The sequence below is a fragment of the Bdellovibrio sp. NC01 genome, from assembly GCF_006874625.1.
Lineage (GTDB): Bacteria > Bdellovibrionota > Bdellovibrionia > Bdellovibrionales > Bdellovibrionaceae > Bdellovibrio.
The window spans coordinates 175,606-188,501 of the sequence record NZ_CP030034.1 but is presented as its reverse complement, the minus strand read 5'-3'; the positions used below and the strand labels follow the sequence as shown (position 1 = coordinate 188,501).

The following is a 12,896-nucleotide window of genomic DNA, read 5'->3' as shown; positions in this document are numbered from 1 at the left end:
CCTTTTTTATTTTCGGGGACTGAATTATTTTACAGATCTCCACGTGACGAACTTCTTCTGTCCCGCTTTGATTTCGACTTCTTGATTTTCAAGTTTCTCTCCAGTGGGTGCTCCCACTGAATCTAAACCTTCAAGATTGAATTTGTATTTACCCGGTGCCAGACGCACCCGGATCATTTGAATGCTTTGTGGCAGCAAAGACCATTGACGCAAGTCTGCGCGGTCAGAAAGATTCATCGCGATCCACGCTAAATCACCCAACAACTGATTCTTTTGACGAACTTGATCTGCAGCAGCAGCTTTCGCGGCAACACCGGCCATGCGCTTTGCGACTAAGATGCCATAGTCATCTTTCAAAGTTTGAATCGCCGCGTTTTCAACATCGTAAATTAATTTACTGCCGTAAGAACTTTGCCCTTCGATATCAAGGCGCGCTAAGCGTGTCGCACTGTGAACAGGCACCAACATCGGCAAACGATAAGAGCCGCTTGATGGTTGTTTGCGGGGACCCCAACCTTGTTGGAAAATCACCACCAATTCCCCTTTGGATTTATCATACCACGATGGATCTTCTTTCACTTCGGGGAACTGTTTCTTCCACGAGTTGTAAGTATCCGTTCGTCGTGCAAGTTTTGCGGAACGAATTAAATCTTCGCGGATCGGTCCAATTGTTGGATCGATTTTATAAGCTTCGTTGTAAGCGATGTAAGCATCGTCATAGTTGCGGCTGGCTTCCCAAACCACCGCAGACAAATACTTACTGAATGAGTTCATCTCGAAAAACTTTTTTTCTTCCTGACGGAATTTCAAATATTTTTCATTGATACGACGGGCTTCCACCAAGGCATCATCAAGCATTCCTAATTGAAGATAGTTCATCGCAAGATAAGCGTTGATGAAGATTTTTTCGAAAGTGTCGCCTTTGTATTGAACCATCTCTTCATTCAATAGCAACGATCCGGTTTGACGAGTGATGGATTGATAGTCGACCAGTTCGGACAAGCGATCGGCTTTTAAGAAAACACTATTGCTGTCTTTGAAGTTTCCAGAAATTTCTAAAGCAGTCGCATAGTCTAATAGATAAACGAGTTGATCCCCGTCTTGCTTTTGCGCCAAAGGTTCTAAATCTTTGACGGCTTTGTCGTAATCTCCTCGGACCAATGCTTGGCGAGCATCCTGCACCTTATTCTGATAAGTCGCGCAGGCAGTGAGATTTAAACTAAAAAAAAGACCCACGACAAGCGTGAGTCTTTTCGAAAAATCAGCAGACATCTACAGACCGATAGTTTTCTTTTTGTATGTTTTGCGGATTTGTTTTTGATCAGACCAAACGATCATGCTCGTTTTAAGGTTCGTCATGTTCATAGTCAGTTTGTAGTACACAGATTTGTCTTTACCAACTTCTTGAACGATTGAATCCAAACGACCGTTGATGATGTAGTCAGCACCAATTTGGCCACCTGGGCCTTTTTTAGTTTCTTGCGAAACTTTACCAGAGTTTTGGTAGTCGTATTCGTTAGAGATATCTTCACGAGCTTCTTTGTCGATGAAACCTACGCGACCTGACTTCATCAACTCAACACGAACCATGTCCATGATGCTTTGAGTGTCGATGTGTTCGCTTGTTTTATTTTGAAGGTTCGTCACCATCACAACTGGCATTTTTTTAGCTTGAGAAATTGAAGCTGAATTCAAAGCACTGCCTACTAGATCGTGTACAGCTTTTTGCATGTCAGTTTCTGACCACTGATCGTTCAAGTTATTTTCGCGATCTACGTCGTCGTATTGTCCTTTAACGAAAGCTTGCGGTCCGCACGCTGAAAGCGCCATCATTGAAGCAACAAGTGCAGTTAGCATCCACTTTGTATTCATAAAAAATTACCTTCCTTTATTTCGACAAAGAAAAGTCTATGCCTAGGTTTAAAGAGGTGCAAGCTATGGTCCTCCGTTTCAAGACGGGCGTCCTAATCTCGAATATAAAGCAGTCCACATTTTATATTTGAGCTGGTAATCGCTTTGCACCAGGCCATAACTTATGACTAACGAAGTTAATTCCAGCGCACAGGCCTTCGCTCTTCTTCAACCACACTTCAATTCATTTTCTGAAGAGGTGTGGGTCATTGCCCTGAATTCGCACTTACAAGTCATTGGTCTTGAGATGATATTTAGAGGCACGGTCGATCAGTGTTTGATTCATCCGCGCGACATCTTTCGCTATCTGATTTCACGTAACGCGAGCTCATTCATTTTAGCGCACAATCACCCCAGCTCGGAAATTCTACCTTCCGATCAAGATCTTATCCTGACTCGCAAAATTTATAGTGCCGGCGTATTGTTGCAGATCCCAATGCAAGATCACGTGATCTTTTCGAATGAAAAATATTTTAGCATGGCCGATCATGGCCACTTCAAAACCTGGAAAAAGAAATTGCGGGCGAATAGTTATTATTGAAGGGCGTCGCTCATGCCATCGCCGATCGGCTGGCCTTGACCGCGCAATGGTCTTACGGAAATCACTTTGAAGTTATCATCCAAGCGCACATCGTAACCGCCGCGACGTGCGTTCTCTACGAATTGTCGAGCGTATTCTTCTTTATAGGCGCGAGTGTATTCTTCTTCTTGTTGCTTATTGAAAAGTTCTTTTTGAATAACGTCGTTTGGATTTTCGAAAGTTTCCTGACGAGGACCGCGACCGAGTTCTTTCGCGATGTCTTCGGCTTTTGAATCAGAACTCAAATCAACGCCACCTTGTTGTGGTTGATAAGCTGCTTGGGCTTTCGTTGAATTAAAATCTTGCGTCAGCTTGGCGTTTTCAATCTCCATGCGTTGGCGTTGCATGTTTAGATTTTCATTCGTCACCATCAGATGACTGTTCACTGCTTTTTCGTATTTTTCAGAGCGAACTTTCGCAGAGATTTCAGAGACAGTTTTTTTGCCGTCCTCAGAGCTTAGATAAAGCAATCCCAATACCCCCGCTCCAATTAATAAAAGGAGTGCGAGAAGTTTCGAGTTATCCTTACTTTCACTCTGTGAATTCTCAACTGCCATACTAACCCCTTATCGGCGCTCCCCACGTCTAGCTTAAGGACAGGGAAAGTCTGGATGTTAAATCCTTGTTAAGCGTCAGCCTTTTAAGGTCGAGTGTATAGAGTTTTGACGCCCTCAGATCCCATATACTGTTCCATAACAAATACAGTGATTAAGAAACGGTTAAGGCCCCTGGCACATCTCGTGAAATACGGAACAGTGTCTATTGACGGTTAACAATAAATTCCCGAAAGGAACCCTCCCGTATGAAATCTATCAAAATCGCAGCAGCACTTTTCTCGACTTTGGCCGTTGGCACTTCTGCATTCGCAGCTTATGGTCCAACCGGCACTCTTACTATTTCAGGCGTTGTTGCAGTAGTAAATGAGCTAGAAGTCACAGCGACAGCCAATGCGACGGCATTGAACATCACTGGTGGTGAAACTGATAAATTGGTTGCAACAGTCAGCGAGCATTCAAACAATTTGAACGGTTATAAAATCAAAATGAAGTCTGCAAACGGCGGACAATTGGTAAACACAGCAAACTCAAGCGTAAAAACTGCTTACAAACTTGGTTACAATGGCGCTACGAAAGTGACTCTTTCAACTGGCGACACAGACATGAAAACTGTGAATGCATTGACTGGTTTAACAACAGTTTCTTCAAACGTGAATGTTGATGTAACTGCACTAGCAACAGCAGCAGCTGGTACATACTCTGACACAATCACAGTATCTATCGTTGCTAACTAATTTGACCTAACTAGCAAACTCAAAGCTCTACTCCGTCACAAGACGGAGTGCAGATAGCAAAAAAAGCCGTCATTCGACGGCTTTTTTTATTCTGTCGTTTCGATTGTAAGCTGAACTTGATCGCTATAACTTCCCGACTTCACAGTCCCGAAGTTTCCAATCGTGACCGAGATTGGAATCGTCGTGCCCGTCGTAGGTGACACGCCGAAGACTCGATAAATCTGCTGTGGTGACGTCGTTAAATTCACCAATGATCCATTAAAGCGGATCGAGTATGGAATATAAACGGCATCTGTTGAATGTTTTAAGCGACCACCATTCGTCGAAGAAACTGACAACGTGTAACCGGCATTGTATTTCAGAATAGCTTCTGCACTTTTCGTCGCACCGGCCGTTAGATTTCCGAAATCCATAACTTCATCTAAATCGCCCAGCACAAATGTACCGCCTGTTGACTGCATCGAAACGTCAACACGCTTAGGCGCATTGAAGCTCAAAGAGATCAAACGCGAATCGGCGTAAGTATAACTACTCAGATTGCCACGATATAAAGTGACGGTCATATAGTCGTTGTAGTTACCAAAGCGCAACCACGGGTTCGACATATTTAAAATCGCCCAGTAATTCACGTTCACTTGGCGATCGTTATTACCCTCTGCCAATGTTCCGGAAATCACATCGTTGTTGGTTGAAGCATCAAAAAGATTCTTTAGAATGTTAATACCCGCAGAATCTTTCGAGATTTGATAAGGCCAAGAATATACACCCATCTTGAGTGTGCGATTTGCGTATGAGGTCGCAAGACCGTAATCGAAAGTCATAAAGAAATCACAACCGCCAGGCATCGTGTTCGCTTTTACAGTGAACGATCCTTGGAAGTTTTGATTGCTCGTGAAATCAATATTCGTTTGTCCCGTCTGCAACTGCATGTTTGTGCAATCTGCTGCTTGCGATAAGTGAGAAATCAACAGGACGGTCAATGTCAGTAATGAACCAATAAGTAGTTTCATTACTCACCTCCTTTTTTAACCTTGATTGTGCCTAGGTTAATAAGGCTTTCTTTTCCAGCTGGAACTTGAATGATGACAGAAGACAATTCAGGACGATCCGTTGCGATTTTATATTCGCCCGGTTCCAATCCTTCGATCAAGAAGCCACCTTCTTTATTTGTGAAGAAGCTATTATCCACGAGGCGACCTTGTGAATCGACGACATCACCCGCAGCGTATTGCAAAGCTTCGCCTTTTTCATTGATTAGGCGGCCTTTCACCATGACTTTATGTTTGAAGTTCAATGGGATTAGGATACCGCTGCGGTAAGTAGGTTGAACGGCATAGTATTCTTTTTCCAACAAATACCCTGGCGGCAACGACGTTGAATCCATGTTAACCAGATATTTGTAATATGCCGTTTCGTCTTTCAACACAGCTGATGAACGCGGACCCAATTGCGCTTCACCTTTTTCACCATTTGGATTGATCATCATCTCTTGGCCATCAGGGAAATTATTTGCGGCAACTAAGACGAAGCTATCCGAAATTGGCTGCGTGAAAGCACCGTGCGTTCCCACCCAAGCAAAACCGGTATTGATACCAACACTCGTGATGTTGCTTGATAAACCACCTGTTTGAGTCGAGTAATGATCCAAACGATAACTTGCCGGTTGAGTGTAGTATTCAGCACTCAAACTTTCTTGGGTTGAATCTTTGGCATTTTGTACGGAAACGGACGCTCTGAAATCATCGTATTTATAAAGATTGTTTTTATTGAACGTAACGTTCGTACTTTTGTTGCCAGAATCATAAAATGAACTTGCGCTGTAGTGCCCTTGTAATTCATTCCAGAAGAAGGACACGTAACCACGATCTTCGTTATTCGCGTCGACGACTTTATTGTAACTGAGCTCTAGACGACAGTTCACCGCAAATGGAATCACAATGTTTGCGCGGTACATGCGTTGATCGGGTTGATTGACCTGTTCTAAATAGCCACCGCCAACACCCAATGTCCAATAAGCCCAGGGGCGAAAGTTTAACTGCGCATCGTAACGACGAAGATAATTTGTCGGCACAAAAATATTCGCAGAGACCGGAGCAAAGTCAGGATCGTGATTTTCTGCCTCGAGGGTCAAAGTCGCTGGCATGTCCTTACCACCCATACGATCCAAGGTACGATAACGATACTTTTCTGCATAACCACGAACATCACTCGAGTGTGAAGAGTAACCCACATCTGCGGAAAGGTATCCATAACTTGTAATGCCGGAAGCTTCGACGCCAGTTAATGCCTGCGATTGATAGTTTTGAAAATTCACGCCGACAGTCAGCTCGTCAGTCACACCGACACGATGAAACATATTCGTCAGAACGTTGTGTGCCTCATAGGCGCGATCGCCGCCTGACTCAGTCCACGGGGCGCCACCGCTGTATGAAAACTCCTGCTCCCCTTTTGTCAGAATTGTATTTTCGAATAGAACCGAAAAGTCGAAAACCTCTTCTTGTCCCAGATCGTCGCGAACCTTGACCTTCACGTTATTCTGACCCAATGCCAACGGAAATTCACGAATATTGAAAATACCCGGTGCCAAACGCATTTGACTGTACATGAAACCATTCACATACACTTCAACTTGCGAAGGACGCTTGATCACGATTTCCGTGTTACTTAATGGGCGAAGAGTACGATACGGTTGAATACCGAATTCACGAACAACTGACAGCCCGGCCATTGCAGGCACAAGTTGAAATCCCCGTGACATCAAAGTCAGATCACCCGCTGTATAACGAATCATCTTTTCTTCATCGTCATAACGGAAACGCGTATCCCCGCGTTTCCACGGATGCTCTTCATGTTCTAGATAATCGGCCATTGATTCAAACACCAGGCCGTGAATATTTTCGACGAAATCGACGTGACCAGTTAGCGGCAACATTTTGTTTTCAACGTCGTCACCGTATTGATATGACTGGTTGAAACGCAAATTCAAGTAACCGCTTTGTTGGGTAGGACGAATATATTTCTGCGTGCCATCGCTGTTAGTATAAAGTTCGACTTCGTTACTGCGACGATATTTCAAAGGCAACTTCAAACGAAGTTCCAGGGCAGCTTCATCAAACTCAACACCGACACCCGACGCTTGCAAATCTTTTAACGACAAAACACCTTCAGGCGTAATGTGCGTTTTAAGATTATTCAGTATCTCTTCTTTCATTTGCAGTTGCAGAACTTGAATCAGCGGGGCCGCTTCAATAGAAAAGGCACGAGCCGTATCGCGAGGGAAAACCCAAGCTTCCTCTGATGTCGCACCGTCAAGAACGATCGGAACAACCACAAAAGGTTTGGCCAGCGGTGGACGAGTTCCCGCCGCAAAGCTATTTACACAGAAAAGTACTGCGAAGATAGTAAGTAAGAAATTCCTCAATCAGCGATCTCCGCTAGTTCCATTTCGACTTTCACATTCTTCGGCAGATCTTTAGACACTGGCAAAACAACTTTCTTTTCAGTTTTCGCCAGAAGATTTGTTCCGTCTAACTCTTTAGGTTCTTTGATTTCAAGAACTGTCGTCGTACCCGATTTAATTTTAATAAGTTTTGGATGTAGAACTTTATGAGCCGTGCCTTCGTTAGCAAAAGTAATTTCTAACTTTTTTCCAGGAAGCACCTTGGCGTCTTTCACTTTTACTTTAGCGACAGCTTTATCCGGAGTGACATAAACAGAAGCCACATACTGCAAAAGGAAATTCAAATTCACACCAGGCTTTTTTGTACCAGCGTTACTTTCTTTGAATTCGACAGGAATTTGCGAAGCGATCAAACGATATGATTTCTCGGTATCGTCTTTCACTGTGCCGGCGAAAGTCACACGCACATTTCTTTTTTCATTCGGCAACAACACGACTTGTTCAGGATAAACGTTGAAGTCCGTCGTTTTTTCGCGAACTTCCTCACCTTTAGCATCAATCGCACGCGTGAACATTTCGATTTGCACAGGAGTTTTTTCGTTGCCCGGATTTTCCAGAGTTAATACCTGCGTTGCTTTATTTCCAGCAGGTGAAAAGTAAATCACCATCGGAGAAATTTTGAACGCATATGAAAACAGCGGAAGAAGAAGAACTGCGAATGAAATTGAGGTGTTTTTCACGAATGAATACATGTTTATATGTTAATTCACCGAAGGACGCTCTGATATCTGTAAAGAAAAGGTTAAGACAAACTAGCCCAAAGGTCTTATTCATTAGCGCAGAAAACAAAAAACCCTGTGCTAAGCAACAGGGTTTTTTTATCTAACTTTTTGGGAGACCATTTTTATTTTACGGAGCCGAGGCAGTAATTACTGAAGCGGGTCCGCGTTTTTGAACTTGAATTTGCAGTTTATCAGGAGCCATCTGTTGCGCGTGAAATTTACCTTTTGAATCGACCGACACTTTCACATCACCGCGGTAAGGAACGACCCCGGCAAGATATAAAGGTTTCGAGTCATTGGCAGAACAGAAGTTCGAAGCAAGAAACGTGAGGATAACGATAACAGCTTTCATAATCTTCCTATCGGAAGACTAGACTAAAGCTTTAGGACATTAGTTGGGTAGCCTTGTCCTGGACCGGAGGATAAACCGGGATAATTACAATAAACTCAGTGCCTACGCCCACTTGTGAACGCACTTGAATTTCACCACCGTGGTTCTGAACAATACCATAAGAGATAGAAAGACCTAGACCTGTGCCCTGCCCCACGCCTTTAGTCGTGAAGAATGGATCGAAGATTTTATCCAAAGTTTCTTGGCTCATGCCCTTACCACTGTCTTGAATTGAGACTTGCACCCAACCCGTTTTATCTTTCGAACCTTTATAATCCTTCAACGCCATCGTTGAAATCCATACGTGTCCGTTACCTTCGATCGCTTGCACCGCATTCGATAAGATATTCATGAACACCTGATTGATCTGCGAAGCATAACAGTGCACCAACGGAGTCGGCTCATACTGTCTGTGCAACTCGATACGATTTTTGATCTCTCCTTGCAGAAGATTCAATGTGGTATCCAAGCTTTGATGAACATCGATCTCTTGCAGCTTTGCTTCTTCCAAGCGCGAGAAGTTACGCAAGCCCAAAACAATATCGCGAGTTCTACGCGCACCATCTTGGCAAGATGTCACAAGTTTTGGCAAATCTTTAACGATGTAATCGAATTCGTATTCTTCTTTGATCTCGTGCAATTTCTCTGGATTTTTTTCAGCCACTTCAGCAATCGCGATCAGTTTTTCCGAATACTCTTTAAGATGAGTCATATTGCTATAAATGAAACCAATTGGATTATTCAATTCATGCGCAACACCAGCAACCAACTGACCAAGACTGACCATTTTAGCAGAGTGAACAAGTTTCGTTTGCGTGTCTTTGAGTTCCTTATTGGCAGATTCAAGTTCCGTGATCTTTTTGCGCAGATCCGATCTTGCTGTCCAAATCTTTTTACTCATTTCATTAAACGATTCCGTTAGAAGACCAATTTCAGTGTCATTTTTTACTGGAATCGTAACGGCTTGTTCTTGTGATTCAAACGATTGAAGAGCGTCGACCAAGTCATACAATGGCTTCAATACCCAGCTTGATGTCACAAGAATTGTCATGATCAACAGAACAACGACTGCGCCCACGACAGTGATAAATGCATAGTTTACGTTTTTAAGAACTGCGATCGCTTCACTTTTTGAAGCGCCCAGTGCTACGTAAAATTTTGTGATACCCCAATCCAATGGATAAATCAGGAAGCCGTAAGGATTACCGCGCACGTTTAAGTCAAAAAATGGCTCAGCACCCGGGCGGAAATAGCCTTTGAAAAAATCTTTTTTATACAAATAGAAATCTGGGTGACTGGCGACAACCACTTGGCCGTTGTCTTTGAAAAGAATCAGTTCCAACTTCAAACGACTTTTAAGCTTAGAAAGAAACTCTTTATTAAGATCAACGATCTGCTCGATGTAACCAACAGTTCTGCCACCGGGTCCCGTCACTTTAGAAATCAGAATCAAGTTAAGCTTCTGGCTTTCAGTGAATTCGGCAAGACTGATTTCTTTTTCATCTTTTAAGTCGGAAATATATTTCGCTGACAGGAACACAGCATCTTGTACTGGCAAGAAACTGCGAACATTGTCTTTGTCATCTTTAAATACAGACGTCAGCATTCGACCTTCACGATCAAAGAACGTCAGACTTGAAATATTGTCAGCCTTTAACCATGTCGAAGAAATACTTCTTAATGTCGTCCCGTCACCCATCGTTAAGTGATAAGTCAGACTTGGATCGCGCACATAGCGATCGCGCTTTTGTTGAAGCGAAGATTTGTAGTCGTTAAGAATAATTCCGATTTCGCGGGCGTTACCGCTAAGACGTTGCGAAAGCTCATGGTCGATGGCTTTTTCGTACTTCACCATCGAATAGATAGTGACGAAAGCCAACGGCACAACCGAAAAGAGCACGAACCATACGATAAGGATCGTGCGTAATGATCTTTTAGGTTTACGCCTTAGAGTTTTCACTTTTTCGCTTCATCCACAGTCAGAATCAAACGAATGATTCCGTCAGGCATAACACGCGGATGTTTTTCTTTAGAGATATGCGCTTTACCGTAAGTCGCAAGGAATGTTTGCAGGTCTTGGTATTTCGCCTCTGGAATAGTGAAGTGATAATACATAGAGTTCGTCGTTTTCTGCCAACCAAGTTCCACGCCACCGGCTTTACGACCACCAAGCTCTACGATCTTGTCTGTGATTTTTGGACCAACCACTGCCAAGTTCGTCACATCGATTTCGCCACGATAAAGGAAACCACCGCCACCCGTTGCAGCTTGTGTTTCGTCTTTTTCTTTCTCTTTATCCTTTTTCGCAACAACTGCTGGAGTTGGTGACGGAGTCGGAGTCGCCACTTTCGCCGCAGGTACCGCAGCAGCTGCCGCCACTTTTGCAGTATCCGCTTTTGAAGGCGCTGGTGTTGGCGTCACTAAAGGTTTCGCTGTCTTCGCATCTTCATCCACGAACTGCGGTTTTTCTTCGATAGGATTCGTTGCTGTTTCAGGTTTTGAAACTTCAGCTAAAACAACTTCCTTCTGACCAGAAGAAATGCCCATGTTCAAAACTTTTTGCCATGGTGCCACTGTCAGAAGCACAACGATCACTGCGACAACAACCAATGCTTCCAGACCCCATTTCAAACCTTGAGGCCACTTATCGAAATTCGATTTTTGCATCAATGTCGTTAGGTAAGTAGACGTCGTGTTGATTTGTTCAATGATAGGTTGTGAAACAACGGTGCTAGACAATTGATTCGCGTAAGCTTCACCGTTTTGAATTTTATTAAGATCTAATTGAGCATCACGTGAGAATTTAACGTGATCTTCGACTGCAGATTTACGCTCTTCATCGAGCATACCTGAAAGGTAGTCGTACAAAAGCTCATGACCAATAAAAGGAGAAATCTCCCTTTTGTTCTTTTTTGAGAGGGGAATTTTATTTTCCTGCTGCGCCATGCTTCTGTTTACTCACACCTTGGGTCATTGTTCCGAGTTTGCGCAAAGACCTACCAAGACGATAGCGAATCGTCCCTGATGTGATCCCGAGCCCCTCTGAAATATCCTGATCATCAATTTTTAAAATTTTAGACCAAATGACTGTTAAAAGCTCGTCTTCAGAAGCAGTCTTCTGAAATTCACGCCAAGGGCCTAGATCGACACCTTCGGGAACAAGCCAGCCAGATTCGACGGAAGTGTTAGGACGTCCACGTGCTACACGCACTTTGAACTTGTCCCATACCGCCTTAGTTGCAGAAACCAAAGCGACTGAGTTTTTTAATTCGGGATTTCGTTTTTTCTTATCTAGACAAACGGCTAGAGCCTGAGTCGAAGCTTCGATCGCCTTTTTATCATCAAGAAGTGCAAAGTAAAAAAAGAGTGCGATCGATTGAATGTCAGCTTCGTTCATATGTTAAGATACTAATCGACAGTTAGCTGTCTGAGAAGGTCGAGCTGGTCTAGAACTTTACCAGAACCCATCACAACACAGCTCAATGGGTCTTCTGCGATTGAAACTGGCAGTCCAGTTCTTTCACGAAGAAGCACATCCAAGTTCGCAAGCAATGCACCACCACCCGTCAACACGATACCGTTATCAACGATATCAGAAGCAAGTTCTGGCGGAGTTTTTTCAAGAGCCGTACGAACAGCATCAACCACTTCAGACAATGGATCCATCAAAGCATCGTTCACTTGTGAGCTTGTGATTTCGATTGTCTTAGGAGCACCGGCAACAAGGTCACGACCTTTGATTTCCATCGTTTTTTCTTCTTCGAATGGATAAGCGTTACCGATTTGGATTTTGATGTTTTCAGCAGTTCTTTCACCGATCAACAAGTTGAATTGGCGGCGAACGTAGTTCACGATCGCTTCGTCGAATTTATCGCCCGCAACTTTGATTGATTTACAGTAAACGATACCACCCAAAGAAATAACCGCGACACCCGTCGTACCACCACCCATATCGACAACCATGTTGCCTGATGGTTCAGTGATTGGAAGACCTGCACCGATCGCAGCTGCCATTGGCTCTTCGATCAAATACACTTCACGAGCACCGGCTGATTGAGCAGCTTCTTTAACCGCACGTTTTTCTACCTGAGTGATTCCGTAAGGAACGCAGATGATGATACGAGGACGGATGAAAGATTTTTTCTCGCCCAAAGATTTACCGATGAAGTACTTCAACATCGATTGAGTCACTTCGAAGTCCGCGATAACACCGTCTTTGATTGGACGAATTGCTACGATTGAACCTGGTGTACGACCCAACATGTCCTTCGCTTCTTTGCCTACTGCAAGAACGCGATTTTGCATTCCGCGGTAGTTCTTTTGAACTGCTACGACAGATGGTTCATCAAGAATGATTCCGCGGCCTTTAACGTACACAAGAGTGTTCGCTGTGCCCAAGTCGATTGCGATATCATTCGAAAAATAGTCTTGTACTTTATCAAAAAAACTCATGCTGAACTCACTTCAGGGAAATTTTCAATGGTCTTAATATTCGTTAACAGCTCAAGTCTAGGTATAATGAAAACCAGAGTCAATGCGGA

The 12,896-nt window shown here is 43.6% G+C and carries 13 protein-coding genes; 2 read left to right on the top strand and 11 right to left on the bottom strand.

The window, feature by feature from the left end; genetic code table 11:
- Positions 1–24: 24 nt before the first annotated feature.
- Positions 25–1,272, bottom strand: a complete 1,248-nt coding sequence (locus DOE51_RS00970) for a COG3014 family protein (RefSeq protein ID WP_142694741.1) — start codon at positions 1,270–1,272, stop codon at positions 25–27.
- On the bottom strand, positions 1,273–1,872 hold the full coding sequence (lpoB, locus tag DOE51_RS00965) for a penicillin-binding protein activator LpoB (RefSeq protein WP_142694740.1): 600 nt from the start codon (positions 1,870–1,872) through the stop codon (positions 1,273–1,275).
- 163 nt (positions 1,873–2,035) lie between these two features.
- Between lpoB and DOE51_RS00960 the strand changes: the two genes are divergently transcribed.
- Complete coding sequence (locus DOE51_RS00960) at positions 2,036–2,452, top strand: RadC family protein (RefSeq protein ID WP_142694739.1); 417 nt, start codon at positions 2,036–2,038, stop codon at positions 2,450–2,452.
- Here DOE51_RS00960 and DOE51_RS00955 read toward each other — a convergent pair.
- Positions 2,446–3,048 carry a hypothetical protein gene (locus DOE51_RS00955; protein ID WP_142694738.1) on the bottom strand — a complete coding sequence of 201 codons (603 nt, stop codon included), beginning with the start codon at positions 3,046–3,048 and terminating at the stop codon, positions 2,446–2,448. The genes DOE51_RS00960 and DOE51_RS00955 overlap by 7 nt on opposite strands.
- A gap of 245 nt (positions 3,049–3,293) precedes the next feature.
- Here DOE51_RS00955 and DOE51_RS00950 point away from each other — a divergent pair, with 245 nt between their 5' ends.
- A complete protein-coding gene (locus tag DOE51_RS00950) occupies positions 3,294–3,782 on the top strand; it encodes a fimbrial protein (protein ID WP_142694737.1) in 489 nt (162 codons plus the stop codon).
- A gap of 86 nt (positions 3,783–3,868) precedes the next feature.
- Here DOE51_RS00950 and DOE51_RS00945 read toward each other — a convergent pair whose 3' ends face one another.
- The 8 genes from DOE51_RS00945 to DOE51_RS00910 all read right to left on the bottom strand — a co-directional run bounded on the left by DOE51_RS00945 (position 3,869) and on the right by DOE51_RS00910 (position 12,807).
- Positions 3,869–4,792 carry a hypothetical protein gene (locus DOE51_RS00945; RefSeq protein WP_142694736.1) on the bottom strand — a complete coding sequence of 308 codons (924 nt, stop codon included), beginning with the start codon at positions 4,790–4,792 and terminating at the stop codon, positions 3,869–3,871.
- Entirely contained in the window at positions 4,792–7,203 is a 2,412-nt protein-coding gene (locus DOE51_RS00940; protein ID WP_142694735.1) for a fimbria/pilus outer membrane usher protein, read from the bottom strand. The genes DOE51_RS00945 and DOE51_RS00940 overlap by 1 nt, the downstream gene beginning before the upstream one ends.
- Positions 7,200–7,934 carry a molecular chaperone gene (locus DOE51_RS00935; RefSeq protein WP_142694734.1) on the bottom strand — a complete coding sequence of 245 codons (735 nt, stop codon included), beginning with the start codon at positions 7,932–7,934 and terminating at the stop codon, positions 7,200–7,202. The genes DOE51_RS00940 and DOE51_RS00935 overlap by 4 nt, the downstream gene beginning before the upstream one ends.
- 157 nt (positions 7,935–8,091) lie before the next feature.
- Positions 8,092–8,316, bottom strand: coding sequence for a hypothetical protein (locus DOE51_RS00930; RefSeq protein ID WP_142694733.1), 225 nt, complete (start codon positions 8,314–8,316; stop codon positions 8,092–8,094).
- Between the two features lie 31 nt (positions 8,317–8,347).
- Entirely contained in the window at positions 8,348–10,315 is a 1,968-nt protein-coding gene (locus DOE51_RS00925; protein WP_142694732.1) for an ATP-binding protein, read from the bottom strand.
- Positions 10,312–11,202, bottom strand: a complete 891-nt coding sequence (locus DOE51_RS00920; RefSeq protein ID WP_246845219.1) for a hypothetical protein — start codon at positions 11,200–11,202, stop codon at positions 10,312–10,314. Before DOE51_RS00920 ends, DOE51_RS00925 begins: the two co-directional genes overlap by 4 nt.
- A gap of 79 nt (positions 11,203–11,281) precedes the next feature.
- Complete coding sequence (locus DOE51_RS00915) at positions 11,282–11,752, bottom strand: hypothetical protein (protein WP_142694730.1); 471 nt, start codon at positions 11,750–11,752, stop codon at positions 11,282–11,284.
- Positions 11,753–11,763: 11 nt separating this feature from the next.
- Positions 11,764–12,807, bottom strand: a complete 1,044-nt coding sequence (locus DOE51_RS00910; RefSeq protein WP_088616163.1) for a rod shape-determining protein — start codon at positions 12,805–12,807, stop codon at positions 11,764–11,766.
- Positions 12,808–12,896 lie beyond the last annotated feature (89 nt).

Bases quoted from the DNA above. Each gene is read 5' to 3' on its own strand.
- lpoB (WP_142694740.1), bottom strand. From the start codon at position 1,872: ATGAATACAAAGTGGATGCTAACTGCACTTGTTGCTTCAATGATGGCG.
- DOE51_RS00945 (WP_142694736.1), bottom strand. From the start codon at position 4,792: ATGAAACTACTTATTGGTTCATTACTGACATTGACCGTCCTGTTGATT.
- DOE51_RS00950 (WP_142694737.1), top strand. From the start codon at position 3,294: ATGAAATCTATCAAAATCGCAGCAGCACTTTTCTCGACTTTGGCCGTT.
- DOE51_RS00960 (WP_142694739.1), top strand. From the start codon at position 2,036: ATGACTAACGAAGTTAATTCCAGCGCACAGGCCTTCGCTCTTCTTCAA.
- DOE51_RS00970 (WP_142694741.1), bottom strand. From the start codon at position 1,272: ATGTCTGCTGATTTTTCGAAAAGACTCACGCTTGTCGTGGGTCTTTTT.
- DOE51_RS00955 (WP_142694738.1), bottom strand. From the start codon at position 3,048: ATGGCAGTTGAGAATTCACAGAGTGAAAGTAAGGATAACTCGAAACTT.
- DOE51_RS00935 (WP_142694734.1), bottom strand. From the start codon at position 7,934: ATGTATTCATTCGTGAAAAACACCTCAATTTCATTCGCAGTTCTTCTT.
- DOE51_RS00930 (WP_142694733.1), bottom strand. From the start codon at position 8,316: ATGAAAGCTGTTATCGTTATCCTCACGTTTCTTGCTTCGAACTTCTGT.
- DOE51_RS00915 (WP_142694730.1), bottom strand. From the start codon at position 11,752: ATGAACGAAGCTGACATTCAATCGATCGCACTCTTTTTTTACTTTGCA.
- DOE51_RS00920 (WP_246845219.1), bottom strand. From the start codon at position 11,202: ATGCTCGATGAAGAGCGTAAATCTGCAGTCGAAGATCACGTTAAATTC.
- DOE51_RS00910 (WP_088616163.1), bottom strand. From the start codon at position 12,807: ATGAGTTTTTTTGATAAAGTACAAGACTATTTTTCGAATGATATCGCA.